Source organism: Aureimonas sp. Leaf324, from assembly GCF_001423245.1.
In the GTDB taxonomy this organism is placed as follows: Bacteria; Pseudomonadota; Alphaproteobacteria; order Rhizobiales; family Rhizobiaceae; genus Aureimonas.
This window is the reverse complement of record NZ_LMOH01000001.1, coordinates 509,767-536,397: the sequence shown is the minus strand read 5'-3', so window position 1 is coordinate 536,397 and position 26,631 is coordinate 509,767. Positions and strand designations below refer to the sequence as shown.

The 26,631-nt window shown below is 66.6% G+C and carries 27 protein-coding genes and 3 tRNA genes; 11 read left to right on the top strand and 19 right to left on the bottom strand.

What is annotated here, in order from left to right; all coding sequences use genetic code 11:
• Positions 1-58: 58 nt before the first annotated feature.
• Positions 59-571 carry a prolyl-tRNA synthetase associated domain-containing protein gene (locus tag ASF65_RS02595; protein ID WP_055884628.1) on the top strand — a complete coding sequence of 171 codons (513 nt, stop codon included), beginning with the start codon at positions 59-61 and terminating at the stop codon, positions 569-571.
• Here ASF65_RS02595 and ASF65_RS02590 read toward each other — a convergent pair.
• Positions 568-1,494, bottom strand: a complete 927-nt coding sequence (locus tag ASF65_RS02590; RefSeq protein ID WP_055885050.1) for a GlxA family transcriptional regulator — start codon at positions 1,492-1,494, stop codon at positions 568-570. The genes ASF65_RS02595 and ASF65_RS02590 overlap by 4 nt on opposite strands.
• A gap of 166 nt (positions 1,495-1,660) precedes the next feature.
• Here ASF65_RS02590 and ASF65_RS02585 point away from each other — a divergent pair, with 166 nt between their 5' ends.
• On the top strand, positions 1,661-2,917 hold the full coding sequence (locus ASF65_RS02585) for an aromatic ring-hydroxylating dioxygenase subunit alpha (RefSeq protein WP_055884625.1): 1,257 nt from the start codon (positions 1,661-1,663) through the stop codon (positions 2,915-2,917).
• A 2-nt stretch (positions 2,918-2,919) separates the two neighbouring features.
• Positions 2,920-4,053, top strand: coding sequence for a hybrid-cluster NAD(P)-dependent oxidoreductase (locus tag ASF65_RS02580; RefSeq protein ID WP_055884623.1), 1,134 nt, complete (start codon positions 2,920-2,922; stop codon positions 4,051-4,053).
• Between the two features lie 34 nt (positions 4,054-4,087).
• Here the strand turns inward: ASF65_RS02580 and ASF65_RS02575 are convergent, their stop codons facing one another.
• The 6 genes from ASF65_RS02575 to ASF65_RS02550 all read right to left on the bottom strand — a co-directional run bounded on the left by ASF65_RS02575 (position 4,088) and on the right by ASF65_RS02550 (position 7,089).
• The gene (locus ASF65_RS02575; RefSeq protein ID WP_055884620.1) at positions 4,088-5,146 is read right to left on the bottom strand and encodes an ROK family protein; all 1,059 of its coding nucleotides are present in this window, start codon (positions 5,144-5,146) and stop codon (positions 4,088-4,090) included.
• 313 nt (positions 5,147-5,459) lie between these two features.
• Positions 5,460-5,535 (bottom strand) — tRNA-Arg (locus ASF65_RS02570).
• A gap of 16 nt (positions 5,536-5,551) precedes the next feature.
• The gene (locus ASF65_RS02565; RefSeq protein ID WP_055884617.1) at positions 5,552-5,857 is read right to left on the bottom strand and encodes an ETC complex I subunit; all 306 of its coding nucleotides are present in this window, start codon (positions 5,855-5,857) and stop codon (positions 5,552-5,554) included.
• A gap of 44 nt (positions 5,858-5,901) precedes the next feature.
• A tRNA-Pro gene (locus ASF65_RS02560) sits at positions 5,902-5,978 on the bottom strand.
• An 86-nt stretch (positions 5,979-6,064) separates the two neighbouring features.
• Complete coding sequence (locus ASF65_RS02555) at positions 6,065-6,514, bottom strand: DUF192 domain-containing protein (protein WP_244486531.1); 450 nt, start codon at positions 6,512-6,514, stop codon at positions 6,065-6,067.
• Complete coding sequence (locus ASF65_RS02550) at positions 6,514-7,089, bottom strand: cold-shock protein (protein ID WP_055884615.1); 576 nt, start codon at positions 7,087-7,089, stop codon at positions 6,514-6,516. Before ASF65_RS02550 ends, ASF65_RS02555 begins: the two co-directional genes overlap by 1 nt.
• 326 nt (positions 7,090-7,415) lie before the next feature.
• On the opposite strand from ASF65_RS02550, the gene ASF65_RS02545 reads away from it, so the two are divergent.
• The 3 genes from ASF65_RS02545 to ASF65_RS02535 all read left to right on the top strand — a co-directional run bounded on the left by ASF65_RS02545 (position 7,416) and on the right by ASF65_RS02535 (position 9,357).
• Positions 7,416-7,856, top strand: a complete 441-nt coding sequence (locus ASF65_RS02545) for a VOC family protein (RefSeq protein WP_055884612.1) — start codon at positions 7,416-7,418, stop codon at positions 7,854-7,856.
• Between the two features lie 200 nt (positions 7,857-8,056).
• A complete protein-coding gene (locus ASF65_RS02540) occupies positions 8,057-9,154 on the top strand; it encodes a D-Ala-D-Ala carboxypeptidase family metallohydrolase (protein WP_055884609.1) in 1,098 nt (365 codons plus the stop codon).
• Between the two features lie 128 nt (positions 9,155-9,282).
• A tRNA-Glu gene (locus ASF65_RS02535) sits at positions 9,283-9,357 on the top strand.
• A gap of 60 nt (positions 9,358-9,417) precedes the next feature.
• Here the strand turns inward: ASF65_RS02535 and recJ are convergent.
• From recJ to ASF65_RS02510, 5 genes are all read right to left on the bottom strand, one after another.
• Positions 9,418-11,214 (bottom strand): single-stranded-DNA-specific exonuclease RecJ, encoded by a 1,797-nt coding sequence (gene recJ, locus ASF65_RS02530; RefSeq protein WP_055884605.1) that lies wholly within the window; start codon positions 11,212-11,214, stop codon positions 9,418-9,420.
• Positions 11,215-11,233: 19 nt separating this feature from the next.
• A complete protein-coding gene (gene glpX, locus ASF65_RS02525) occupies positions 11,234-12,223 on the bottom strand; it encodes a class II fructose-bisphosphatase (RefSeq protein WP_055884603.1) in 990 nt (329 codons plus the stop codon).
• Between the two features lie 70 nt (positions 12,224-12,293).
• Positions 12,294-13,598 (bottom strand): homoserine dehydrogenase, encoded by a 1,305-nt coding sequence (locus tag ASF65_RS02520; protein ID WP_055884600.1) that lies wholly within the window; start codon positions 13,596-13,598, stop codon positions 12,294-12,296.
• A gap of 50 nt (positions 13,599-13,648) precedes the next feature.
• The gene (locus ASF65_RS02515; RefSeq protein ID WP_055884596.1) at positions 13,649-14,863 is read right to left on the bottom strand and encodes an LL-diaminopimelate aminotransferase; all 1,215 of its coding nucleotides are present in this window, start codon (positions 14,861-14,863) and stop codon (positions 13,649-13,651) included.
• 125 nt (positions 14,864-14,988) lie between these two features.
• Positions 14,989-15,402 (bottom strand): hypothetical protein, encoded by a 414-nt coding sequence (locus ASF65_RS02510; RefSeq protein ID WP_156369125.1) that lies wholly within the window; start codon positions 15,400-15,402, stop codon positions 14,989-14,991.
• 173 nt (positions 15,403-15,575) lie between these two features.
• On the opposite strand from ASF65_RS02510, the gene phaC reads away from it, so the two are divergent.
• The 3 genes from phaC to radC all read left to right on the top strand — a co-directional run bounded on the left by phaC (position 15,576) and on the right by radC (position 19,106).
• Positions 15,576-17,399, top strand: coding sequence for a class I poly(R)-hydroxyalkanoic acid synthase (phaC, locus tag ASF65_RS02505; RefSeq protein WP_055884590.1), 1,824 nt, complete (start codon positions 15,576-15,578; stop codon positions 17,397-17,399).
• Positions 17,400-17,485: 86 nt separating this feature from the next.
• On the top strand, positions 17,486-18,337 hold the full coding sequence (gene map / locus ASF65_RS02500) for a type I methionyl aminopeptidase (RefSeq protein WP_055884588.1): 852 nt from the start codon (positions 17,486-17,488) through the stop codon (positions 18,335-18,337).
• Positions 18,338-18,344: 7 nt separating this feature from the next.
• Complete coding sequence (radC, locus tag ASF65_RS02495) at positions 18,345-19,106, top strand: DNA repair protein RadC (RefSeq protein ID WP_082505120.1); 762 nt, start codon at positions 18,345-18,347, stop codon at positions 19,104-19,106.
• Between the two features lie 4 nt (positions 19,107-19,110).
• On the opposite strand, the gene ASF65_RS02490 is transcribed toward radC, so the two are convergent.
• The 7 genes from ASF65_RS02490 to ASF65_RS02460 all read right to left on the bottom strand — a co-directional run bounded on the left by ASF65_RS02490 (position 19,111) and on the right by ASF65_RS02460 (position 24,887).
• Complete coding sequence (locus ASF65_RS02490; RefSeq protein ID WP_055884586.1) at positions 19,111-19,395, bottom strand: hypothetical protein; 285 nt, start codon at positions 19,393-19,395, stop codon at positions 19,111-19,113.
• Between the two features lie 141 nt (positions 19,396-19,536).
• Positions 19,537-21,156, bottom strand: coding sequence for a molybdopterin-binding/glycosyltransferase family 2 protein (locus tag ASF65_RS02485; protein ID WP_055884583.1), 1,620 nt, complete (start codon positions 21,154-21,156; stop codon positions 19,537-19,539).
• Positions 21,153-21,857: an XdhC family protein gene (locus ASF65_RS02480; protein WP_055884581.1), complete on the bottom strand. Its 705-nt coding sequence runs from the start codon at positions 21,855-21,857 to the stop codon at positions 21,153-21,155. Before ASF65_RS02480 ends, ASF65_RS02485 begins: the two co-directional genes overlap by 4 nt.
• Complete coding sequence (locus ASF65_RS02475; protein WP_055884578.1) at positions 21,857-22,177, bottom strand: XdhC family protein; 321 nt, start codon at positions 22,175-22,177, stop codon at positions 21,857-21,859. The genes ASF65_RS02480 and ASF65_RS02475 overlap by 1 nt, the downstream gene beginning before the upstream one ends.
• Positions 22,178-22,187: 10 nt before the next feature.
• Positions 22,188-23,399: a VWA domain-containing protein gene (locus tag ASF65_RS02470; RefSeq protein WP_055884574.1), complete on the bottom strand. Its 1,212-nt coding sequence runs from the start codon at positions 23,397-23,399 to the stop codon at positions 22,188-22,190.
• Positions 23,396-24,328, bottom strand: coding sequence for a MoxR family ATPase (locus tag ASF65_RS02465; RefSeq protein WP_055884571.1), 933 nt, complete (start codon positions 24,326-24,328; stop codon positions 23,396-23,398). The genes ASF65_RS02470 and ASF65_RS02465 overlap by 4 nt, the downstream gene beginning before the upstream one ends.
• A 43-nt stretch (positions 24,329-24,371) precedes the next feature.
• Positions 24,372-24,887 (bottom strand): flavin reductase, encoded by a 516-nt coding sequence (locus ASF65_RS02460; protein WP_244486530.1) that lies wholly within the window; start codon positions 24,885-24,887, stop codon positions 24,372-24,374.
• A gap of 222 nt (positions 24,888-25,109) precedes the next feature.
• On the opposite strand from ASF65_RS02460, the gene ASF65_RS02455 reads away from it, so the two are divergent.
• Together ASF65_RS02455 and ASF65_RS02450 are read left to right on the top strand one after the other, a co-directional pair.
• A complete protein-coding gene (locus ASF65_RS02455; RefSeq protein ID WP_055884568.1) occupies positions 25,110-25,913 on the top strand; it encodes an ABC transporter ATP-binding protein in 804 nt (267 codons plus the stop codon).
• A complete protein-coding gene (locus ASF65_RS02450; protein WP_055884566.1) occupies positions 25,910-26,614 on the top strand; it encodes an ABC transporter ATP-binding protein in 705 nt (234 codons plus the stop codon). Before ASF65_RS02455 ends, ASF65_RS02450 begins: the two co-directional genes overlap by 4 nt.
• Positions 26,615-26,631 lie beyond the last annotated feature (17 nt).

The following is a 26,631-nucleotide window of genomic DNA, read 5'->3' as shown; positions in this document are numbered from 1 at the left end:
GCCATATCCCGGTCGGCCGAGCGCCGCCCGGGACTTCTTCTCACGACGAATGGTGCCCATGGCCGACGCGCGATCCGAACTCGATGCGATTTTCACTCGCCTTGGCATCCAGCCGATCGCGATCGAGCATCCGCCGGTCCATACTGTCGAGGAGGCCCTGCCCTTCTGGACCACGCTCGAAGGCGTGCACACGAAGAACCTTCTTTTGAAGGGAGCGAAGGGCGGCTTGTGGCTGGTCTGCGTCCCGACCGATCGGCGCCTCGACCTGAAGGTGCTTGCCGCGCATGTCGGGGCGAAGAAGTTTTCGTTCGCGAGCGCCGAGACCTTGCTGGACGCGCTGAACGTCGTCCAAGGCTCCGTGAGCCCGCTGGCCCTTGTGAACGACAAAGCCGGCGCGGTGCAGCTGGTTCTGGCGAGCGACATGCTCGACGAGCCGCGTATCACCGTCCACCCTCTGGTGAACACGGCGACCTTGTCCTTGACCAGCGAAGAGCTCCTGCGCGTGGTCGAGGCCACGGGCCACACGCCGAAGATCGTCGATTTCGACACTCTCTCGAGCGCCGGAGCTTAAGGGGCCGTCGTCCTGCGCTCGGCCCTCGGGCTGTGGCCGAAGCGGTCGAGATAGCTCTGCGAAAAATAGGACGCGGAGTTGAAGCCGCTGGCGATCGCCACGTCGAGTATGCTCATCCGCGTCTGTTGCAGCAGCTGACGCGCGTGCTCCAGTCGAATGGTCGCGTAGTGCCGCGTCGGCGAGACCGCCATGTGTTCGATAAACAGCCGCTCCAGCTGCCGGGGCGATAGCGCGACGCTGCGGGCGAGCTCGTCGATACCGGCCGGACGGTCGATCGACGCACCCATCAGTTCCAGCACGCGCTGCACCTTGGGGTGGGCGACGCCCGCTTTCTGGCCGAGATCGGGCCGTTGCGGCTCGTCGGCATTGCGGATGCGTTGATGGATCAGCTGATCGGCGACCGCCCGCGCCAACGCGTCTCCGTGGTCCCGCCGGATCAGCGACAGCATCATGTCGGCGGCCGCGACGCCGCCGGCACAGGTGAAGCGGTCCCGATCGATCTCGAAGAGGTCGTCCCCGACATCGAGGTCCGGAAAATCGGCCCGAAGACCTGCCCGGTTCTCCCAGTGAATCGTGCAGCGATAGCCGTCCAGCAGCCTCGCCTTGGCCAGGACATACGCGCCCGTGCAGACCGCCCCGGCCGTGGCGCCGGATTTGACCAGCCGGCGGAGCGTCGAGATCAACTCGTGATGGTCGTCCGCCTGAACGTCGACACCCGCGCACGCGACGACGGCATCGAGCCTCTTGGCCTCGCGAAACGAAGCGTCCACTCCCACCCGGACACCGTTCGATGCTTCGGCGGAGAGCCCGTCGCGCGAATGGAGCCTCCACTCGTAGAGGGCGCGATCGGCCGCGCGGTTGGCGAGCCGCAGAGGTTCGAGCGCCGCCGTGAAGGCGATCATGGAAAAGCGCTCGGTCAGCATGAATCCGACGTGCTGAAAGTCCGTCCGGGCCGCCACATCACACTCCGAAACGCGATGTCGGAAAATCTAAACAAGGCGTCGCGAAGCTTCAAGACAGCCGCTTCGAAAGCGAGAATGCTTCCAGCTTCCAAGGCCCCATGCCTTGCTGCCGGGAGTTGCGGTCGTCATGCTGAACAAGCTGGATACGCTGGAGTCTCTGGTCCTCGGGCGCCGCCCCGGGCACAGCCTCGACGCGCCCTTCTACACCTCGCCTGAGGTCTTCGCGGCGGACATGGAGGCGATCTTCTATCGCCACTGGATCTATGTCGGCGTCGAGCCGGACGTGCCCGAGCCGGGGGACGTGGCGACCGTCGAGATCGGCAAGGCATCGATCCTGATCGTGCGCGACGACGACAACGAGGTCCGCGCCTTCTTCAACGTCTGCCGCCATCGCGGCGCGCGCCTCGTCGACGAGGAGAAGACGACGGTCGGCAATCTCGTCTGCCGCTATCATTCCTGGACCTATGGCCTCGACGGCCATCTCGTTCACGCGCCGCACATGGGGTCGGACTTCGATCCATCCTGCAAGGGCCTCAAGCCCGTCAACCTACGTTCGCTCGAGGGCCTCCTCTTCGTCTGCCTCGCCGACGAGCCGCCGGAGGACTTCGACCAACTGGCCGCCCGCATGGCGCCCTACATCGCGCCCCACAACGTGCGCGGCACGAAGATCGCTTATCAAAGCGACCTGATCGAGATGGGCAACTGGAAGCTCACGCTCGAGAACAACCGCGAGTGCTACCACTGCGAGGCGAACCACCCGGAACTGACCGTTCCGCTCTTCGCCTACGGCTTCGGCTTCTCGCCAGAGGAAATGGACCCGATCGATCTGGAGAACGCCCAGCGCTATGACGCGCTGCGCACCACCAGCCACGACGAGTGGGAGAAGATGGGCCTGCCCTCGCGCGAGATCGAGGAACTCGACACGCGCGTCAGCGGCTTCCGCACGGAACGGCTGCCGCTCGACGGCGACGGCGAGAGCCACACGATGGACACGCGGGCCGCCTGCCGCGTTCCGCTCGGCCGCTTCAGCACGGCGAAGCTCGGGGGCCTGTCGTTCTGGACGCAGCCCAATTCCTGGCACCACTTCCTCGGCGATCACATCGTTACCTTCTCGGTCCTGCCGCTCGACGAGGGGCGCACGCTCGTCCGCACGAAGTGGCTCGTCAACAAGGATGCCGTCGAGGGCGTGGACTACGAGATCGACCGGTTGATCGAGGTCTGGACGGCCACCAATGCGCAGGATGCGAGCCTCGTCGAAATGTGCCAGCAGGGTGCGCTCAGCCCCGCCTACGAGCCCGGCCCCTACTCGCCCAACACCGAAATGCTCGTCGAGAAGTTCATCCGCTGGTACATCGCCCGTATGACCGACTACATCGCCAAATGAGCATGACCGATCTGGGCAACGTCACCGCCGGTTCGAGCTCTCCCGCCATCGATCTCGCAGATAACGTCTGGGACAGCGAAGCTGACGATACGTTGGTCTGCGAAGCGGTCCGGCAGGAAACGCACGACGTCAGGACCTTCGTCCTGAGGCCCGCCGCTCCCGGTCGCTTCCGCTTCAAGCCGGGTCAGTTCATGACCTATGCGTTCGAGATCGGCGGCGAGACCCTCTATCGCTGCTACACGATCTCGTCCGCGCCGACCCGCCCGGACCGACTGAGCCTGACCGTCAAGCGGGTGCCGGGCGGTCCGGTTTCGAACTGGCTGCACGATACGTTCAAGCCGGGCATGAGCCTTCGCGCGGTCGGCCCGATGGGCGACTTTTCCTGCGCCGAGCATCCCGCAGGGCGCTATCTCTTCCTCTCCGGCGGCAGCGGCATCACGCCGCTGATGTCGATGGCGCGCACGTTCCACGACCTCGGGCGCAGCGAGGATGTCGTCTTCATCCACAACGCCCGCTCGCCGGCCGACATCATCTTCCGCGAAGAGCTGGAGACGATGGCGCGGGTGGACGAGGGCTTCCGCTTCGTGCCGATCGTCCAGTCCGTGTCGCCGCTCTCGCCATCAAGCGGCCTGCGCGGCTTCCTGACCCGCAGCCTCCTCGAGGTCGTGGCGCCCGACTTCCGCGAACGGGAGGTCTTCGTTTGCGGTCCGGCCCCCTACATGGCGGCCGTCAGGTCGATGCTGGCCGAGGCCGGCTTCGACATGGCGCGCTATCACGACGAAAGCTTCAATTTCGAGACTTTGACGGCGAGCGAGCGGGCGGACGCGGCCGAAGCGGAAACGCAGCTCGACGCCGAGGCGTCTCTGGCGGTGAAGACCTACACGGTGGAGTTCACGAAGACGCGCCGAACCGTCGAGGTCCCGGAAACGATGACCGTCCTCGAAGCCGCGAAGCGGGCCGGCATGCGCCTGCCCTCATCCTGCTCGAAGGGCATGTGCGGAACGTGCAAGTCGAAGAAGGTGTCGGGCAGTGTCGAAATGACCCATCAGGGCGGCATCCGGCAGCGCGAGATCGATGCCGGAATGGTTCTGCTCTGCTGTTCGAAGCCGACGAGCGATCTGGTCATCGAACGCTGACCGTCGCATGCCCTGCGGGTCGGCGATTTTTTCGCTAGGTCTGACGCCTGCGGTTCTCGAAGCTGCAATTGCCAAGCCCGGTGCCCATCGTCACGGCGGCCCAGCGCTCGACGTCCTGCATCCACGGCGTTTCGCTTAGGGCCTGGATCACCGCGTCGTTGTGGAGTGCCACGACACGGTCCGGGATGCCCCTTTCGCGCAGGCGATGCCCGATCTCGTCGGGCAACGAGAAGCTCCCGTCGCACCATTCGCCAGGCAGGTTCTGGCAGCCATCGGAGAATCGACCGTCCGGGCGCATCACGCCGGGACACGAGATGCCGATCATCGGTGACAGCTCAAAGGCGTCGCGCTCGGCGTGCCGAATCATTTCCACGATGCCGACCGCGATGCGATCCAGCAATCCAGCCCGATCCGCATTCTCTTCGGCATGGCTCCATTTGTCGTGGTGCACCACCTCGGGCTCGCGACCGGAGACGAGCGGGCCGTTGCGCTTGACCGTGGCCCAACGGACATTGGTCCCTCCGATATCGACGGCGACGAAACCATCCGCACGCCCCAGCAAGCCCGAACCATCGGCATAGGCCCAGCCGATCATGCCCGCTTCGTCCGGTGCATGGTGCAGGCGGGTGAGTTCGGCGCTCTCGCCGATGTCGCGCAGGAGCCGCCCCGTCCTGTCGACGATCTCGGCACCCACCCGGCCCTCCATCAGCCCGCCCCCGCAGACGATGCGCTCCGTCCCTTTCCATTCCGCCGTGGCGAGAAACCGGCGCAGCACATCGGCGAGGTGCCGGGAGAAGGTCTGGATCGCCTGATCGATCACCCGGCCTTCGGGCGTCGTGGCTTGTTCCAGGAGGGCGGCATCCAGTTCGTCGCCATCGATCTCGTGGGTCCGGTCCTGCCCGAAGGGCGGAGCCCCGGAACACTTGACCCTGTGACGCTCGTTGCGCAGCACTTCGCGGAAGCGCGATCCGCTGGCGAGATCGCCGAGAAATGCGTCGCCGGCCTGCAGCGGGAGGCTGTAGCCTCTCAGATCGACCAGCGGCAACCGCCTGTCCCCGTGGCGCACCGTCCGACTGTCCGAGATCGCGTCCATTCGCTCCGCTCCACCGCCTTGCATCGCAGGCCTAAACCCGGCGGAGGAGACCAGTTCCAAAAACTTTCCGAGAGCGAAGGTCGAGAGGTCGATGCAGAGGCGACACGGACGCCCGGAGCGCGTGTCCGCCCGACGCGAGATGCAGCGCATCGGGACGATCGGCTCAGACCCACGATTGGGTTGGGAAATCAGAAGCACGCTTGCCGATGGCGCGCCGCCGGCCTCGGCCGGCATTTAAGAAGCGAACAACCCGCCTCGCTGGCAACGCTCGCGTTGCCCAACGCCTTTCGCCGAGCGGATCGAGCGATGAAATTGGCGACCCCGGCAGGATTCGAACCTGCGACCATCGGCTTAGAAGGCCGGTGCTCTATCCTCTGAGCTACGGGGCCGTGCGCGATCCGGCGGTCAGTGCGTCCAGGGCTGTGCGCGGTCGTAGCGGAAGTTGTCGGAATAGGACACCTTCGGTCGTCCGGCGATGTGCTGTTCCTCGACCCGGTACGGAATGCCGTTGCGCTCGGCGTACTCGATCGCGAGTTCCTTGGTCTCGAACGACAGCCGCACCTGCGAGCGCATGTCGCGCGACGAGGTGTAGCCCATCAGCGGCTCGACCGTCTTCGGGTCCTCGGGCTCGTATAGGAAGAGCCATTCGCGGGTTCTTCCCTTGCCCGACTGCATGGCCGTGCGGGCCGGACGATAGATGCGAGCCACCATGTTCGCGCCGTCTCCGAATTCGTTGTCCTGCGGTGTTCAAGATATGGTCGGAGCGGCAGGATTCGAACCTGCGACCCTCTGGTCCCAAACCAGATGCGCTACCAGACTGCGCTACGCTCCGACGATCCGGAACAATCCGAAACACAGGGCTTCTAGACGAAGGCCGGCGGCCACGCAATGCGGCTGATGCGGCATCGTCGGAACTTCCTAACGTCGTCCGATCAGCGGATGCTCGAGCTTGTCGCCGGTCTTGGCGCCATAGGTCGCGGCCGCTCCGCCGTTGATCTCCAATACGTATCGAACCGGCTTCCCCGACGGAATGGTTTCCAGCGAGTGCGGCTTCGCGTTGCGCGCGATCCGCACGACCGTCCCTGTCTTGTTGATGAAGAGCATGTCCAAGGGAATCAGTGTGTTCTTCATCCACATGCTGACCGGGCGATCCTCCCGGAAGTCGAACAGCATCCCTGTGTCTTCCGCGAGACTTTCCCGATTCATCAGCCCGATCTCGCGCGCCTGCGGCGTGTCCGCGACCTCGACCTCAATGGCATGTGACCCGGAAGACGTCCTGAGCGTCGCCGTGTCCGCAAAAGCCGCGGTTGCGGTCAAGAGCGCCGTCGCGAGACCGACTGCGCAAGCCTTCATCGTCATGGCCGTCATCAGTGCGCTCCCGGCCGAACGGGCCCGGTCAGGGGATGGATTTCCGCGGCCATCAAGCCTTTGTCCCCGTTGCCGTAGCGGACCAGCACTTCCTGGCCCGGCCGCAGTTCCGCCATGCCGTATCGCCTCAGCGTCTCCATGTGAACGAAGATGTCCTCCGTCTCCTCGCCGCGCGAGATGAAGCCATAGCCCTTGCTGCGGTTGAACCACTTCACCGTGGCACGTTCGAGATCGCTGGTGGGCACGACCTGAACGTGGGTCCGGGCCGCTGCCGACTGCGCCGGTGCGACGGCAGTAGACGCGTCCATGCTCAGGACGCGAAACGCCTGGAGACCCCGTTCCCCGCGCTGCACTTCGCAGACGACGGTCGCGCCCTCGAGCGCCGTGGAGAAGCCGTCGCGGCGCAGGCAGGTGACGTGGAGGAGGACGTCGTCCCCGCCGCCGTCGGGAACCACGAAGCCAAACCCTTTGGCGACGTCGAACCATTTGATCTTGCCGGTGATGGTCTCAAGATCGAGCGGCCGCGCTGCACCGTCGGCTTCGAGGTCCATCACGCTGGGTGCACGCACTGTCATCGAACGTTCCGCCTCGTCCGCCGCTCTCGCCCGCCGCGCGAACGGCCTGGCGCCGACCGTTCCAGAATTTTTGCAGGACACGTCAGCATTCGCGATCCCGCAGCATTCGTCAAACGATCACCTGAGGTTTCAGAATAGTTTGAATGGTGAGTTTGGGAATCCTCGGAGCTCCGGTTTTCTCCGTTCCCCGCAAAAAACATCGCGTTCCGAACTCATCGCAAGCTTCGGAAAAAGTCGCGGGGCTAAAGCGAGTTCCCATGGCCGCACATTGGCGGATCGCCTCGCGCCTCTAAATCGCAACGGAACGACGTTCTCAGCAGGATCCCATGCGATATCTCCATACGATGGTCCGCATCGCCGACCTCGACGCTTCCCTCGATTTCTACTGCAACAAGATGGGCATGGTGGAGGTCCGCCGGAGCGAGAGCCAAGCCGGCCGCTTCACCCTGATCTTCCTCGCCGCCCGCGACGACGTGGACGCCGGCCGCGCCCACGCTGCGCCGTTGCTGGAACTCACCTACAACTGGGATCCCGAGGAGTACGGCAGCGGGCGCAACTTCGGCCACCTCGCCTACGAAGTGGACGACATCTACGAGACCTGCCAGCGGTTGATGGATCAGGGCATCACCATCAACCGTCCCCCGCGCGACGGCCGAATGGCTTTCGTGAAATCGCCGGACAACATCTCGTTCGAGCTCCTCCAGCGCGGCGACGCAAAGCCGGCCGCCGAACCATGGTCGAGCATGCCGAATACCGGAACCTGGTAACGTTCATCGTAAAATGCGGCGGCACTAGCCTCGGAAACGACACAGTGCTAACGAAATAGTCACTTTACGCGGTCGGGTCCCGGGTTCGGGGTCTGCGCTTTGGGGAAGCGAACGCGAGCGAGGCGGCAGTCTTCCGAAGACCCGAATCCGGGCTTCGGTCATGGCTTGGGCGGGGGGTTTTACAAGCCACCGCCGAGAGGGTGGACGACCGGTTGACCGAACGATTTTTCTCCGCACGCGGCGGTTCGTCGCGCAAGGCGTTCTTCGCCGCAACTGTGCTGTCGCTGTCGCCGCTCCTGAGCGGTTGCGTATCGGCCGTGGACGAGAGCAGCGCCTTCGGTTTTGCGCAGGCGCCAGAGCCGAAATCCGTCGAGGATGCCATCGCGCTGGATGCGAAGGCCGCAGAGCCCGGCGTTGCCGAAGGCGGTGAGGTCGCTGTCGCGGCCGCCAAGCCGGAGAGCGTTACCGCAAAAGCCGAGGCGAAATCGGCGCCGGCTCTCAACCCCGCGCTGGCGGCACGCGTGGCCGAGGGAGAATCGTCCGAAACGGCTGCGACGCAGACCGCGTCCATGGCCGCCGGCGAGGAGGCAGACGGCGGGATCAAGCCCGGGCGCCTCCTGACGCGCACCACAGGCCCTGCGATCGCAGCCTTCGCCGAACCGAAGAAGGCGGCCGAGGCCGATCGGTCGCTCTATGCATCCCTCTATAACCAGTCGCAGGCGAAAGTGCCCCTGCGAAACGCCGAGGCCGGCAAATCCGGCCGCGTCGTCGTTCATCAGCGCAACGATGCCGAGACCGATATCGGCGCCAACGCCCTGCCCGGCGTCGATCCGAAATCGCTCTTCGAGATCGGCCAGCGTGCTTCGGTCGATTCCGAGCTCATGGACGACATCGGCAGCAGCTACCAGCTCGCCTCACTGTCGGGCATCGCCCGTCTTGCGCCGAGCGGGCTTCTGATTCAACGCGAAGACATTGTCACCAACTGCTTCGAATCGAACCTGATGTCGCTGATCGGCCAGATCGAGCGACGATTCAAGCAGAAGGTCGTCATCACCTCCGGCTTCCGTTCGCCGCAGCACAATCGCCGGGTCAACGGTGCGAAGGCATCCATGCACATGGCGTGCAAGGCAGCCGATCTGCACGTGCCGGGCGTCAACGGACAGGACGTTGCCCAGTTCGTGCGGGCCCTGCCCGGCCGCGGCGGCGTCGGCACCTACTGCCACACCGCGGCCATCCACATCGACGTCGGCAAGATGCGCGACTGGAACTGGCCGTGCCGGCGTCGTCAGTCGACCTGACATAATCTCGGCTGAGACGTTCGGCGAAGGCCCTTCCAAAGCCTAGTGCCGGACATCCCCAAAAGCCTCTGCGAAGACCGATTTCGGGTTGCACGCCAAAGCGACTCGCCGTATAGACCCACTCGTCCGCGCCCGTCGTCTATCGGTTAGGACGCCACCCTTTCACGGTGGAGAGAGGGGTTCGATTCCCCTCGGGCGTACCACTCCCCTTTCGATACAATCTGTCTCTGGCCGCGTTCCTGTTCGGATCGACGAGGCCTTGTTCAGATCGTCGGGATCGCCAGATCCGCGATGCGGAAGGTGACTTTCTCGCTGCCCTGATAGCGGTCAATCGAGACGTTCCCCGCCAGATGGACGTCCTCGCCCCGCCGGCCGAGCAGAGCGTCGCCGAGCGGCGTTCCGGCAGCCCGAAACGCGATCGCCGAAGCCGTCGCCCCGTCGGCCCCGCGCAGCGTGGCCCGAATGTGACCGCCTGTTCCTACCGTGCCCGACGACACGAGACGATGGCGCGGCATGGCGAGGATCGGCGCGGGATGCCCCGAGCCGAACGGACCGGCCTTTTCGATCGTGCGGACCATCTCCAGCGTCAGGCCACGGGCCCCGAGCGCGCCGTCGATGGCTAGCGTGTCTTCCGCGCGCAGAGCGTCGATCGTCGAGCCGGCCATCGTTTCCGCTCGCAGGCGGAAATCGGCGAGCCTGGATCGGTCGATCGTCAGACCAGCCGCCATGGCATGCCCGCCGCCCTTGACGAGGATGCCCTCGGCGACGGCCTCGCGCACGAAGCGCCCGATGTCGAAGCCGGCGATCGAGCGGCCCGAGCCGGTTCCGCGCCCGCCAGCATCGAACGAGATCGCAAAGGCCGGTCGTCCGAACCGCTCCTTCAGGCGGGCCGCGATCAGGCCGACGATACCGGGATGCCAGGTCGTTCGGCCGACCACGAGGATCGGAGGGCCTTCTCCGGTGCCGTTCTCGGCGTGGATCTCCTGCTCGGCCTCGGCAAGCATTTCGCGCTCCATCGCCTGTCGTTCGGCGTTGAGGAGCTCGAGTTCGCCCGCGATGTCGCGGGCCTCCCCCTCGCTTCGCAGCGTCAGGAGGCGGCTTCCCAGTGCCGCGTCGCCGATCCGTCCGCCGGCGTTGATGCGCGGTCCGAGGAGGAAGCCGAGGTGGAACGCCTCCACCGGCCCCTGAAGCCTGGCGACCTCCGCCAATGCCCTGAGGCCCGGATTGCGGCGCGCCCGCAGGACATCCAGTCCCCGAACCACGAGCGCGCGGTTGAAGCCGACGAGCGGCACGACGTCGCAAACGGTCGCGAGAGCGACGAGATCGAGGTCGCCGAGGAGATCCGGCAGATCGGAGGCCGGGCGTCCGCGACGGCGAAGCTCGCGCGAGACGGCGACGAGCGTCAGGAAGACGACGCCGGCGGCGCAGAGGTGCCCTTGTCCCGAGAGATCGTCCTGCCGGTTCGGATTGACGATGGCGACGGCAGGCGGAAGCTCGGTGCCAACCTGATGGTGATCGAGGACCACGACGTCAATGCCGCGTGCGGCGCTGGCGGCCAGCGCTTCGAGGCTGGTCGAGCCGCAGTCGACCGTGACGATCAGCGTGGCCCCGGCATCCGATAGGTCGGCGAGGGCCCGAGCGTTCGGGCCGTAGCCCTCGGTGATGCGGTCGGGGATCCGAATGTCGCAGCGCAGATCGAAATGCGCGAAGTAGCGGTGGACGAGAGCCGCCGACGCTGCGCCATCGACGTCATAGTCGCCGAACACGGCCACCCTCTCGCGCCGCTCGACGGCATCCGCAATACGCGCGGCAGCCGCGTCCATTGCGGTCAGCGAGGACGGGTCCGGCATCAGGTCGCGGATCGTGGGAAGGAGGAAGTCCGCTGCTGCTTCCGGCGCGACGCCGCGTGCGGCCAGAACGCGGGCCACGAGATCGGGCATGCCGGAAAGCTGCGCCATTCGCGCCGAGGCCGCTTCGGCACGCGGGTCGAGCGCGTGGATCCAACGCCGGCCGCCGACCGAGCGCTCGACGCCGAGAAAGGTCCGCTTCAAATCAGGCATCCGGACGATCGGGAATGCGTCAGCTGCCGGCGTTGGCCGGAGCGAGATGGCGCGTGCGCATGTCGCGGATCGTGCCGTTGCGCGAATCCATCACCAGCGAATGGGTCACGGTCCGGCTGGCATAGAACCGAACGCCGTCGAGAAGATTGCCGTCGGTGACACCGGACGCGGCGAAGATCACCTCGCCGCGCACCATGTCCGACAGACGATAGATACGCTCCGGGTCGGTAAGGCCAAGCTTCTCGGCGCGGTTACGCTTCTCGCCCGTGTTCAGCTGGAGCCGGCCCTGGATCTGGCCGCCGGTGCAGCGGATCGCCGCCGCCGCGAGCACACCCTCCGGCGCGCCGCCGATCCCCATGTAGATATCGATCCCGGTGCTATCCGGGTCCGTCGTGTGGATCACGCCGGCAACGTCCCCGTCGCCGATCAGGCGGATGGCCGCGCCGGTGGCGCGAATGTCCTCGATGAGCTTGGCGTGGCGGGGACGGTCGAGGATGCAAGCCGTGATGTGATCGACCGGCACGCCCTTCGCGCGGGCCAGAGCCTCGATGTTGTCGCGGGGTGTCCGGTCGAGCCCCACGACCCCCTCGGCATACCCTGGACCGATCGCGATCTTTTCCATGTAGACGTCCGGCACCACCAGCAGCGAGCCCCGCGCCGCGATCGCGATCACGGTCAATGCGTTGGGAAGGCTCTTGGCGCAGATCGTCGTGCCCTCGAGCGGATCGAGCGCGAGATCGACCGCAGGGCCGCCCTGCCCCAGCCGCTCGCCGACGAAGAGCATCGGCGCGTCGTCGCGCTCGCCCTCGCCGACCACCACGGTTCCGTCGATGGCCATCGCCTGCAGTTCGGTCCGCATCGCGTCGACGGCCGCCTGATCGGCCGCCCGCTCGTCGCCCCGTCCGCGGAGCATCGCGGCAGCGACGGCTGCTCGCTCCGTGACGCGGGCGATCTCGACAGACAGAACCCGGTCGAGCGGATCGGAACCCTTGGAAACGTCGCTGTCCATCGTGGTATCGCCATCCCTGGCCGCCGGGCGACAGGCGTCGCACGGGCGGCTGCCGTCCTCGCTCTTGCGTTCAGTCCAGCGCCTCGATCCGGATCATGCGAGGCGCTTCCTTGAGGTGGCCGTCCTTAGAGACGGCGTCCAGCGCCTTTTTGACAGCCGCCTCGGTGGTCTCGTGCGTGATCAGGATGACGGGCGCGGTATCGCTCGCGTCCTGCCCGTCCCGCTTGCGCTGCACGATCGACTCCAGCGAAATGTCGTTTTCGGCCATACGCCGCGCGATCGAGGCAAAGGCGCCGACGCGGTCCGCCACGCTGAGGCGGATGTAATAGCCGCCCTCGTGGGCGCGCATGCGCGCCCGCTTGTAGGGGGCAAGCTGCTTGGCATCGACCGCGAAGGTCGGCATGCGGACGCCCTGCGCCATGTCGAGGACGTCGGACAGGACGGCAGAGGCGGTCGCGTTGCCGCCGGCGCCGGGTCCGACCAGCAGGATCGAGCCGAGGAGGTCGGTATCGACCGCCACCGCATTGGTCACGCCGTCGACCTGCGCCAGCGCCGAATGCGCCGGGATCATCGTCGGATGGACGCGCTGCTCGATGCCGCTGTCGGTCCGCTGCGCCACCGCGAGGAGCTTGATGCGGTAGCCGAGCTCGGCCGCAGCCTCGATGTCGGCGTTCGTCACCGAGGAGATGCCCTCAATGAAGATCGAGTCGAGATCGATCTCGCAACCGAAGGCCAGCGAGGTCAGGAGCGCGAGCTTGTGCGCGGCATCGAAGCCGCCGATGTCGAAGGTGGGGTCGGCTTCCGCATATCCGAGCCGCTGCGCGTCGGCGAGGCAGTCGCCGAAGGCGATCCCCTCCTTCTCCATGCGCGTCAGCATGTAGTTGCAGGTGCCGTTGAGGATGCCGTAGACGCGGTGGACGGCGTTGCCGCGCAGCGCCTCGCGCATCGTCTTGATGATCGGGATGCCGCCGGCCGCCGCCGCCTCGAAGAAGATCGTGGCGCCCTTCTTCTGGGCGAGCTTGGCGAGCTCCACGCCGTGGTGCGCAAGCAGCGCCTTGTTGGCCGTGACGACCGGGATGCCCCGGTTCAGCGCGGCCTTGACGCTGGCGAGCGCCGCCCCTTCCGATCCGCCGACGAGTTCGACGAAGAGATCGATCTCGGCCTTCGAGGCGAGGTCCACCGGATCGCCGAACCAGGCCATGGTGGAGAGGTCGACACCGCGATCGCGCGAGTGATCGCGGGCCGAGACGGCAACGATCTCGATGGGCCGCCCGGCCCGCAGCGCATAGGTCTGCGCCCGGGTCGACAGAAGGCGGGCGAGCGACGCGCCCACCGTTCCCAATCCGGCCAAGCCGATCCGCAGCGGGCTATCCATGGCTGTCCTTGAACCTTGATCGTCGGAATGGGACGCCGGGCCGGTCGGCCTCAAGCGTCCGCAGATGCCGCCTTTTGAACGGGATCGTTGCCCGACGCAAGGAAGCGGCGAATGTTGCGCGCCGCCTGGCGGATGCGATGCTCGTTCTCGACGAGAGCGATGCGCACGTAGTCGTCCCCATACTCGCCGAAGCCGATGCCCGGCGCGACTGCGACATCGGCCTTCTCGATCAAGAGCTTCGAGAACTCGAGCGAGCCCATGGTGCGGAAGCGCTCCGGGATCGGCGCCCAGGCGAACATGGTCGAGGACGGCGGCGGCACCTCGAAGTGCGCGCGCCCGAACGATTCGACCAGCACGTCGCGGCGGTGGCGATAGACGGAGCGCACCTCCTCGATCGCGGCGTCGCCCGCGTTGAGCGCCGCGGTCGCCGCAACCTGAATCGGCGTGAAGGCGCCGTAGTCGAGATAGGACTTCACGCGCGCCAGAGCCGAAATCAGCCGCTCGTTGCCGACCGCGAAGCCGACCCGCCATCCCGGCATGGAGAATGTCTTCGACATCGAGGTGAACTCGACCGTCACGTCCATCGCGCCCGGAACCTGCAGCACGGAGGGCGGCGGCGCACCGTCAAAGAAGATTTCCGAGTAGGCGAGATCGGACAGGATGACGATCTCGTTCTCCTTCGCGAACTTCACGACCTCGGCGTAGAAGTCGAGATCCGCCTCGTAGGCCGTCGGGTTCGACGGGTAGTTGAGGATGATCGCGATGGGCTTGGGGATCGAGTGGCGCACGGCGCGATCGATCGCCCGCAGGAAGTCCTCGTCGGGCTTGGCCGGGATCGAGCGGATCGTGCCGCCCGTCATCAGGAAGCCGAAGGCGTGGATCGGATAGGTCGGGTTCGGGCACAGCACGACATCGCCCGGCGCCGTGATCGCCTGGGCCATGTTGGCGAAGCCTTCCTTGGACCCCAGCGTCGCGACGACCTGGGTGTCCGGGTTCAGCTTCACCCCGAAGCGCCGCTCGTAATAGGCGGCCTGAGCGCGGCGCAGCCCTGCGATGCCCTTCGAAGCGGAATAGCGGTGCGTACGCGGGTCGCGAATCGCCTCGCACAGTTTGTCGACCACGAACTTCGGCGTCGGCAGGTCGGGATTGCCCATGCCGAGGTCGATGATGTCGACGCCGCGGGCGCGCGCGGCCGCCTTCTTCTTGTTGACCTCCTCGAAGACGTAGGGGGGCAAGCGGCGGATCTTGTGATATTCTTCGCTCATGGATGCGGGCCTTCGGCTGGACGCATGAAATGGGCTGGCGGCAAGAACCGGCAGCCGAACGGGCTCATTCGCTGAGCGTCCGCTGGTGCCGGGCGCATCGACCGCGTCTCGCGGTCGGCGGCGCTCTACTGCGCCCGGCTGCTGGCTGCCGCGTCCGCCGGCGCCGCGCTCGTCGCCAGCACCCTGTCCGCTTCCGCCCGTTGGCTGGCGGCGATCGCTTCGAGTTCCGACACGTCGCGGCGGTAGGAGGCCTCGGGATTGCCCGGCGCCCGCGCGCCCGCGTTGGCGTAGCGCCGCTCGGTCTGCTGCACGGCCTCGTCCGTCGCCTGCGGCTTTGCCGCGCGCGGCATGCGGCCGATGATCGGATAGCCGTTCTCGTCCAGCTTCTGGCCGGACGACGACACGCCGGGGGCTGCGGCGAGCGGCGGCAGGGTCACCGGGGTCTCGTCGCGCGGAAGAAAGGACTGGCAGGCGGACAGGCTCAGCACGAGCACGAGGCTCGTCACCGTCGATCGCACCGCTCGCATACCCAAGATCATGAAGGCCTTCCCCCGAACGCGACCTTCTTAACCGAAGGATTTCGGCTTGGGAATGGCGCGTTGCGGCGCATCCCGATGTTGCGGCGCGGCGACGAAAGTCCGGCGCAAGATGCTTCACGCCGCTGTCGTGGCGCCGACATAATGCTCTAAGGGATCAGCAACGAGGACCGGCCATGGCGGAATCGACATCCACGACCGACACCCCCGCCGGGGAGATGCCCTCCTTCTCCGACTATGCGGTGCGGGATCCCGAAGCCTTCGCGCGCAACATGGCGCGGATGCTGGAGCAGGTCGGCAAGGCCGCATCCGCCTGGGTCGAGCCGCGCGAGCGCGGAGAGATCAAGGACGGCCCGCTCAGCTATTCCGACATGGTCGCGACCCTCTCGCGCGTGGGCGAGTACTGGCTCACCGACCCTGCGCGCTCGCTGGAGGCGCAGAGCACTCTGATGATGCGCTTCATGGGCCTGTGGGCGGAATCGATCCGCAAGGCCTCGGGCGCGCCACCCGCTGAAGCGCCGGCCGGTCGGCCGGACAAGCGCTTCACGCACGAGGACTGGAGCCGCAACCTTTTCTTCAGCTTCCTGAAGGAAGCCTACGTCATCACCTCGGACTGGGCGAACATGCTGGTCGAGCGGTCGGACGGTCTCGATCCGCATACGCGCCAGAAGGCCGCGTTCTACGTCAAGCAGATCGCCAACGCGATTTCGCCCTCCAACTTCGTCCTGACGAACCCGGAACTTTACCGCGAAACGGTCGAGCAGAACGGCGAAAACCTCGTCCGCGGAATGCGCATGTTCGCCGAGGACATGATGAAGGGCAACGGTCAGCTGAAATTGCGCCAGTCCGATCCGACCAGGTTCGCGGTCGGCGAGAACCTCGCGATGACACCGGGCAAGGTCGTCGCCGAGAACGAGGTCTGCCAGATCCTGCAATACGCGCCGCAGACGGACACCGTGTTCCAGCGCCCGATCCTGATCTCGCCGCCCTGGATCAACCGGTTCTACATCCTCGATCTCAACCCGGAGAAGTCCTTCATCCGCTGGATGGTCGCGCAGGGGCACACGGTCTTCGTCATCTCCTGGGTGAACCCGACGGAAGCCCACGCCGACCGGAGCTGGAAGGACTACATCGACGTAGGCATCGCCTTCGGGCTCGACACGGTGGAGCAGGCGACCGGCGAGCGCGACGTCAACATGGTGGGCTACTGCGTCGGCGGGACGCTGCTCGCCGCCTCGCTTCCCTATCTAAAGGCTCGCGGCGACGACCGGATCGCCTCGGTCACGTTCCTGACGACCCAGATCGACTTCAAGCACTCTGGCGATCTGAAGGTCTTCGTCGACGAAGGCCAGCTCGCCGAGATCGAACGCACGATGGAGAAGGGCTATCTCGACGGCTCGCAGATGGCGACGGCCTTCAACCTCCTCCGGTCCGGCGATCTGATCTGGCCGTACTTCGTCAACAACTACCTGAAGGGCAAGGAACCCCTGCCCTTCGACCTCCTGTTCTGGAACGCCGACGCCACGCGGATGGCGAAGGCGAACCACCTTTTCTACCTGCGCAACTGCTATCTTGAGAACCGGCTGTCGCGCGGCATGATGGAGATCGGCGGCGTGACCCTCGACCTGTCGACCATCACCCTGCCCGTCTACAATCTCGCCACCAAGGAAGACCACATCGCCCCGGCCCTCAGCGTCTATGAGGGCAGCCAGGCGCTCGGCGCGCCCGTCACCTATGTCGTGTCCGGCTCGGGTCACATTGCGGGTGTGGTCAATCCGCCCGCCAAGAACAAGTACCAGTTCTGGGTTGGGCCCTCGCCATCGCGCGATCTGTCGTTCGACGAATGGTGGGGTCAGGCGCGCGAGACGAAGGGTTCCTGGTGGCCACACTGGCAGGCATGGCTCGAGGCGCAATCGAGCGAGCGGGTGCCGGCCCGCCAACCCGGCGCCAACGGCTTGCCGGTGATCGAGGACGCGCCGGGCCGATACGTCCGCCAATGACCGGCCGGGCTTGAAGCGCTGCGCCATCGGTGCGACATCACGCACAAGCTCTTTCTCTCCCGTCGCGGGCACGCATCGCTGCAATCATGACAGTCTACCTCGAAGCCGAAGCCAACCCCCTCCGCAACACCGGCTCGATCCGGCTCTACGACGCGGAGGCCTTCGAGGGCATGCGCCGCGTCAGCCGGCTCTCGGCGACGGTGCTGGACCAGTTGGCCGAGATCGTGAAGCCGGGCATCACGACCAACGAGATCGACCAGTTCGTGTCCGAGTTCACCCGCGACCACGGCGCGCTGCCGGCGCAGCTCAACTATCGCGGCTACACCAAGAACGTCTGCACCTCGATCAACCACGTCGTCTGCCACGGCATTCCCAACGACAAGCCGCTGCGCGAGGGCGATATCGTCAACATCGACGTGACGCTGATCCTCGACGGCTACTACGGCGACACCTCGCGAATGTACCCGGTCGGCCAGATCAAGCGGGCGGCCGAGCGGCTGTGCGAGATCACCTATCGCTCGCTCCTGATCGGGATCGAGGCGGTGAAGCCCGGCAACCACGTCGGCGACATCGGAGCCGCGATCCAGGCCTATGCCGAGGGTGAGCGTTGTTCGGTGGTGCGGGACTTCTGCGGCCATGGGATCGGCCGCCTGTTCCACGACGCGCCGAATATCTTGCACTATGGACGTCGCGGCGAAGGCGTCGAGATGCGCCCCGGCATGATCTTCACCATCGAGCCGATGATCAATCTCGGGCGCCCGCACGTGAAGGTGCTGGCCGACGGCTGGACCGCCGTCACGCGCGACCGCTCGCTTTCGGCGCAGTACGAGCACACCGTGGGCGTGACCGAAACCGGCTGTGAGGTCTTCACGCGGTCTCTCAACGGGCACGACATGCCGGGCTTCCCCGCTTCGGCCTGGGCCGAAGCGCAGGCCTGAACGGATCATGGCGGAGGGGGACGACGGCCTGAAGGAAGCGCCGCAGCCCGACTGGGGCGGCGCGATCGAAGTGTCGCTCCCGAAGCCGCGCGCCGCTCCAAAGGATCACGACGGACATCGCGATCGACTGCGAGAGCGCTTCACGTCGGCCGGGCCCGACGCGCTGGCCGACTACGAGCTCCTCGAACTCCTGCTCTTCCGCTTCATCCCCCGCCGCGACACAAAGCCGATCGCGAAGGCGCTCCTGAAGCGTTTCGGAACGCTCTCCGACGTCTTGAATGCGCCGGCCGAGCTTCTGGCGGAGATCGACGGCATCGGAGCCGCCACCGCGCTCGACCTCCGGATCGTGACCGCCGTGAATCAAAGGGCGTTCCGCGCCTCGATCCGCGGGCGCGAGATGCTGTCGTCATGGTCGGCGGTCCTCGACTACTGCCACGCCGTCATGGCGCACGAGACGCGCGAACAGTTCCGCATTCTGTTCCTCGATCGCAAGAACGCCCTCATCGCCGACGAGGTGCAGCAGGTCGGCACGGTCAACCACACGCCGGTCTATCCGCGCGAGGTGATGGGCCGCGCCCTCGCTCTGTCGGCGAGCGCGCTGGTGCTCGTCCACAACCACCCGTCGGGCGACCCCAGTCCGTCGCGCGCCGATATCGACATGACGAAGACGCTCGTCGACGTCGCCGAAGCGCTCGGCATCAAGATCCACGACCACGTCATCATCGGCCGCAACGGCCATTTCAGCTTCCGTGCCGAAAGCCTGATCTGACGCGTCAGTTGAGGTAGCCGACCTCGCGCACGAGCTTGATCTCGCGCGGCTGGATGAGTCCCTGGTGCATGACGCGGACCGAATGGATCGTCGCTTCCACGTCCTGCTCCCAATGCGCGAGGAAGCGTCGGAGGCGTGGATACTCCGGCGCGATGTCGTCGAACTGCCAGGAGAAGGTCTGAAGAAAGGCCGGGTGATCCGGCATGCGGTAGAGGATTTCCGCGAATGTCAGGCCGTAGCCGGAGAGCATCTTCAGGAACTGCGGATCGGGCGTACGTGCGGCAGGCATGTCGGCTCCTTCTGCATCAGGGCCGAGGAAGCGGCCCTCGGCACCGAGGCTGCGCCCTCATGATTAACGAACCCTTAAACGCTTCGTCCCGGTTGGCGCGAAAATCGTCACCGCAGCGCAGCGCGACATTTGCAGGCAGCCCTACCGCTCGTCCCAGACGCCACCCGCTTCGCGCATGAGATCCGGCGTGTCCACGTCGAGCGACGCCGCTCGGCCGATCTCGACCTCCCGTACCAGCCCGGTGCTCGACTGTACGATCGCCCGGGCGCCGACGTCCCCCTCGATCGTGGCAATCGCCGCCGCGAACGCGCTCGACAGGATGACCGGGTTGGCTCGGCGGCCGTCGTCGGTCGCCAGCACGATCGATCCGACCCCGGCGGGCTGGAAGGCGTCGATCATCCGATCGAGGTCACCGCTCGTCAGAAGCGGCTGGTCGGCGAGGAGCACGAGGACGCCGTCGGCATCCGCCATCGCGGCAGCGAAGCCCCGTTTCAAGGACGTCGAGAGGCCGTCGGCGTAGTCGGGATTGTCGAGCAACCGGGCGCCGGTCCCGTCCAACGCCGCTGCGATCTCCTCGGCCATGTGGCCCGTCACCACCGTGACGCCGGACGCGCGGCTCGCCCGCGCGATCTCCACGGTCCGCCGAACGAGCGGAACGCCGTCGAAGCGCGCGAGCAGCTTGTTCGGGCCGCCCATGCGGCTGGATCGCCCGGCCGCCAGAACCAGGGCATGGATGCGAGGTCTGGCCGTTCCGGCCGGAACGACGTCCTCGCGCATCTGCGGACGTGTCACGATTTCCATCAGCAAACCTCCGACACCGAGCCCGACGATGTCTTCGCGCCTGATCTCAAGATCTGCCATCAGGCGATTGAGAATCCAGTCGAAACCGTTCTCGACCGGGCTGCGCGCACAGCCGGGCGCTCCGAGAACGGTGCGGGAGCCGATCCTCCCGAGCAGCAGAAGATTGCCGGGATCAACCGGCATTCCGAGATGCATGACCTCGCCGCCCGCACGCCGGATAGCGGACGGGACCACGTCCGCCTCGTCGATCACGGCGGATGCGCCGAAGACGATCGTCATCTCCTCGTCCGGCCCTGCTTCCAGCAGACGCTCGGACAGGGCGCGCTCCTCGTGCGGAGATCGCGCGTCGCGCAGGAGCGTCGAGCCGGATGACGCCAGGCGTCCTTCGAAAACGCGACGCGTCTTGTCGAGGGTCGCGGGCTTGAGGGTCGCAAGCTCGGTCTGGATCAGCCCGACGCCGCGCCCGCGGTAGGGCGCCAGACGCAGCGCCGCTCCGCCGGCCAGGACACGCTCGGCCTCATCCACCGCCTCGCCCGGCAGGGCCAGCGGAATGATCTTGACCGTCGCGACCATGCGATGCACTTCGACCGGCGCGAACTCGGCGAGGGTCGCCAGGGTGATGCCGGGATGGATGCGATTGACGGCACCGATCAGCGATCGATCCGGCAGGAAGAGGCCGGGCGCCTCTGCATGAAGGTTGGCGCGCCCCGTCCCCGGCGGCGCCACGGCGATGCCGTTCGAGGCGAGTGCGCGCGCGATCCGCTCCGCCGCGTCATTCTCCGTCACATCGCCCGGCGACAATCTCGCGACGATGACCTCGGCAAGACCGGCCTGCAGAAGCGCCCGCACGTCGCTTTCGGTGAGCCGATGGCCTTTCGAAAACCGTCGCGGCCCGACCGTCAGGGCATGGGCGAGCATGGCGCCTTCGGCGTCCGCCGTCGGCACGGGGCCGAATTTCATGCGCTTGCCGCCTCGCCCCGCCGCTCCGCGTGCATCTTGCGTCCACGGAACGCGGCGATCACGGATGCGAGGATCGCCACCGCGATCTCGGCCGGCGTCGAGGCGCCGATATCGACGCCGATCGGCGCCTCGATCCGGTCGACACGGTGCTGCGGTACGCCGGCAGCGAGGAGCCGCTCCACCCGCCGCGCTTGGGTCTTCCGGCTCCCCAGGGCGCCGACATAGAAGCAGCCGACCCGAAGCGCTTCGATCAGCGGGTGGTCGTCGATCTTCGGGTCGTGCGTCACCGCGACCAGCGCCGTGTAGGCGTCGAGCGGCGCTTGTTTCAGGGCGTCCTCCGGCCATTCGGCCTTCAAGGCGACATCGGGAAATCGTTCGGCTGTCGCGAAAGCAGTGCGCGGATCGATGATGGCGATATCGAAGCCGGCAAGGGCCGCCATCGGGGCCAGGGCCTGGCTGATGTGAACCGCGCCGATGACGACGATCCGGGGCGGCGGCAGATAGACGTTGAGGAAGGTCTGCGTCCCCTCGATCAGCCCCGACCGCCCGGCGCGCAGAGCCCGGACCACGACCTCACCCTCGGCTTCCGCCTCGGTCTCGCGCACCAGCCTTTGTGCCCCGGTGCTGAGTTCGGTGAGAACGAGACAGCCGCGGCGGGCAGCGCGTTCGGCATTGAGGGCAAGGAGAAGTTCGCCCCGCATCAGCCCAAACGCTCGACGAACACGCGGATTCGCCCTCCGCAGGAGAGGCCGACCTGCCATGCCGTCTCGTCGGCCACACCGAACTCCAGCATCTTGGGCTCGCCGGTTGAGATCGCGTCCAGCGCCTCGGCGATTACGGCGCCTTCCACGCAGCCGCCGGATACGGAGCCCTCGAACCCGCCCGCATCGTCGATCACGAGATGGCTTCCGACAGGCCGCGGGGCGGAGCCCCACGTCTCGATGACCGTGGCGAGCGCCAGCCGTCGTCCTTCGGCCATCCAACGTTCGGCGGTGCCGAGAATGTCCGTCGCATCGTTCATCGTCGCGTCCTCATGCAGCCTCGCCTGCCTTCAGCCACGTGCGCGGCTCGGTTTCTCGCCCCGCTTGCTCGCGCGACAACGCGGCGCAGAGGTCGGCCAGTGAATCGAGCGAGTGAGCCGATCGAAACTCGTCGACATGCGGCAGCAGGGCGCGCACGCCCCGCGCCTTCGCAGAGAATCCATCGAATCGTAGAAGCGGATTGAGCCAGATCAAGCGGCGACAGGAACGGTGCAACCGGTCGGCCTCGCGGCCGAGCCGATCCATGTCGTCCCGCTCCAGTCCATCGGTCACCAGAAGCACGACCGCGCCGCCCGACAGAACCCGCCGCGACCAGTGCCGGTTGAAGTCTCCCAGCGCCGCGCCGATGCGTGTGCCCCCCGACCAGTCCTGCACGAGGCGGCTGCAGGCGTCGACCGCCTCGTCCGGGTCCTTCTGCGCGATCTGGCGGGTGACCGGCGTCAGTCGCGTCCCGAACAGAAACGCCCGCACACGTCGCTTCGCCGACATGGCGTGCATGAAGTGCAGCATCACCCGACTGTACTGGCTCATCGAGCCGGAAATGTCGGCGATCACCACCAAGGGGGGCAGAACGGCACGCACGTCCTGGAACTGCGGGAGGATCAAGTCGCCGCCGGAGCGGACCGATGTGCGAAGCGTGCGCCGCGCGTCGAAGCGCCGACCGTGGTTCGATGCGCGATACCGCCGCGACGCCACGCGATCGTCGGGCGAGACCATGCGCCTGATGGCGGTGCGGGCTTGGGCCAGTTCCGCCGCACTCATCTGGGCGAAGTCCTTGGCGCGGAACACTTCGTCCGCGGACACCGTCAGCCGGGCGTCGACGTCGAGCGTCGGGCGCTCGTCCACCCGGCCGGAACGCCCGGCCGCGTTCAGCGCGTCGGATACGCGCCGCGCGCCGGCCTTCGGCGCTGGCGGCTCCGTCTTGGCCGGGGTCTTGGCCGAGAACATCGCCAGCATCCGTTCGACCAGTTGCCGCGAGCGCCAGAACAGTCGGAATGCCTCGTCGAAGACTGCGGTGTCCTCCCGCCGAACGACGAAGACCGAGTGCAGGGTCCAGTAGAAGTCGTCTCGCGAGCCGATGCCGCCCGCGCGGATCGCCTCGATCGCAGTCAGCGTATCGGCCGGCCCGACCCGCAGGCCGGCGCGTCGAAGCGCCCGCGCGAAATGGGCGATGTTGTCGGCGAGTTTCCCGCCGGCGATCATGCGAGGGCATGCTCCCGGCGGATTGAACGCAGCAACTCGTCCGCCTCGCCTCGGCCGATCCGGGCGATGTCGTCCTGATACTTCAGAAGAACCCCGAGCGTGTCGGTGACGAGTTCCGGATCGAGGGCCACGGCGTCGAGTTCTGTCAGCGCGGTCGCCCAGTCCAGAGTCTCGGCGACGCCGGGCGCCTTGAAGAGGTCCTCTCCGCGAAGCCGCTGGACGAAGGCGACCAGTTCGGCGCTGAGGTCGGCCGGCGCGGTCGGCACCTTGCGGCGCACGATCTCCAGTTCGCGGGCGGCATCGGGGTAGTCGAGCCAATGGTAGAGGCAGCGACGCTTGAGGGCGTCATGGATCTCACGTGTCCGGTTGGTCGTGACGATCACGATCGGGACCTCGGTCGCGCGGATCGTGCCGAGTTCGGGAATCGTGACCTGAAAGTCCGACAGGACCTCCAGGAGGAATGCCTCGAACGCTTCGTCGGCTCGGTCGAGCTCGTCGATGAGCAGCACGGGCGCGCGGCCAGGCGCGCCCTCCAAAGCCTGCAGAACCGGACGGCGGATCAGGAACCGCTCCGAGAAGATGTCCGAGCGCATCGCGTTGCGCTCCGTGTCGCCGCTCGCTTCGCGCAGACGGATCTCGATCATCTGCGCCGCGTGGTTCCACTCGTAGAGCGCGGTCGAGACGTCCAGCCCCTCGTAGCACTGGAGCCGGATCAGCGGCCGATCCAGACGCTCCGCCAGCACCTTGGCGATCTCCGTCTTCCCGACGCCCGCCTCGCCCTCGAGAAAGATCGGCCGTCGCATTCGCAGCGCCAGAAACAGGACTGTCGCCAGCGAGCGATCGGCGACATAGCCGCCATCGGACAGAAGCGCCTGCGTGTCGTTGATGCTGCCGGGAATCTGGGTCAACGCGTGGGTGTCCGCTTGCATGGTCTTCGTGAAGATAGACCATGCGTGCGGGCTCACAACCGCTTCATTCGGGTTCGAGGTGCTGCAGCGCATGATAGCGCCGCGCCCGGTAGAGGAGGCTATGGCCGGCGCGGGGTACGGAGAGGCCGACGACCTGCCCGATCGTCACCTGATGCGTCGCGACGGTCCGGCTTTCGAGGATCCGGCAATCGAACGAGACGATCGAGTCCTCCAGGATCGGGGCGCCGGTTTCGAGCGTGGTCCAGCGACCGGATGCGAACCGCTGGTCGAGGTCGAGTTTTCCCTCGCCGGCGAAGGCGCGCGCCACGGGTTCGCTGCGATCGGCCAGGACGTTCACCGCGAAGACGCCGTTTTCGGCGAAGCGCGCGTTCGCCGCGCTCGTCCGATTGAGGCAGACGAGCAGCGTCGCCGGGTCGTCGGAGACGGAACAGACGGAGGTCACGGTCACGCCGCGCCGTCCTGCGGGGCCGTCCGTGGTCACCAGGCTCACCGCGGCGGCGAAATGGCTCATGGCCTCGCGGAAGGCCGCTCGGTCGATTTCGGCGTGGGTCAGAAGCAAGGTCCGTCCTTCGGGCTGACACGTCGTTTGCGGGACGCCCCCTCAACATGGGGCGCGACCCGGGCAGGCGCACCATAGGCCGCCAAAGTTTTCGAGTTCGTGAGCGACGCGAGCGTCAACGCGTTTGACATCGCCGCCGCAAGGCTTCAGGACGTGCCCGCTCTCCCGACATGGCTTCGACGCGCCGCTTCGGGAACCGTTTCAATGCGATAGGAAGCCGAGATGGCGCCGATCCTCGAGGTCAGGGACGTAACGCGCCGGTTCGGCGGCTTCACCGCGGTCCATCGCTGCTCCTTGACGGTGGAACAGGGGGGCATCACCGGGCTGATCGGTCCGAACGGCGCGGGGAAATCGACCCTTTTCAATATGGTGGCCGGAAATCTGGCGCCGACCTCCGGCCAGATTCTGTTCGAGGGCCGGGAAATCCAGGGTCTGAGGCCGCACCAGCTCTTCAATCGCGGCCTCCTGCGCACCTTCCAGATCGCGCACGAGTTCTCGCATCTCAGCGTGATCGAGAACCTGATGATGGTGCCGGGCGGGCAGCCGGGCGAGAACCTCGTGGAGGCCTGGTTTCGCGGCCGGAAGGTGCGGGAGTTCGAGGCCCGGGTTCGCGATCGGGCCGAGGACGTGATCGACTTCCTGAAGATCGGGCACGTCGCGCATGAACTCGCCGGCAACCTGTCAGGTGGTCAGAAGAAGCTCGTCGAGCTTGGCCGCACCATGATGGTCGATGCCAAGATCGTGCTTCTCGACGAAATCGCAGCCGGCGTGAACCGGACGCTCCTCAACGACATCGCGGCCAACATCGAGCGGCTGAACGCCGAGCGCGGCTACACTTTCTTCGTCATCGAGCACGACATGGACCTCATCGGCCGCCTCTGCGACCCGGTAATCGTCATGGCGGCCGGCGAAGTCATGCGCACGGGGACGCTGGCGGAGATCCAGGCCGACGAGGCGGTCGTCGAGGCCTATTTCGGCGGCTCGCCCACCGGCCATGCGACGACCAATGCGGGAGTTGGGGCATGAGCCTTCTCAAGGTCGAGAACGTCGTCGCCGGATACGGCGAGGCGATGATCCTCAACGGGGTCAACCTGTCGCTCGAAGCTGGCGAGATTGGCGTGATCGTCGGGCCGAACGGGGCCGGCAAGTCGACGACGCTGAAGGCGATCTTCGGGCTGCTGCGCGTGTCGTCGGGCCGGGTGACGTTCGACGGACAGGACATCACCAACCGTACGACCGACAGCTTGAGCGCGCTGCGCATGGCGTTCGTTCCGCAGGAGCACAACGTTTTCAAGACGCTGAGCGTCCACGAGAACCTCGAAATGGGTGCCTACGTCCGGCGCGACGACGTGTCGGGCCTTCTGGATCGTGTCTACGACATCTTCCCGCCGCTCAAGGACAAGCGCCGGCAGCCGGCGGGCGAGCTGTCGGGCGGTCAGCGCCAGATGGTCGCGGTCGGCCGCGCCCTGATGATCGACCCGAAGCTGATCCTCCTCGACGAGCCGACGGCCGGCCTTTCGCCCCGCTACATGAGCGAGATCTTCGACCGGATCCTCGCCGTCAACGCGTCCGGCGTCACGGTCGCCATGGTCGAGCAGAACGCCAAACAGGCGCTCGGCATCTCCCACAAGGGCTTCGTGCTGGCCGGCGGACGAAACCGCTTCACCGACACGGGCGCGGCGCTCCTCGCCGACCCCGACGTGGCCAAATCCTTCCTGGGCGGCTGAGACGCCCCCTCGCCTCC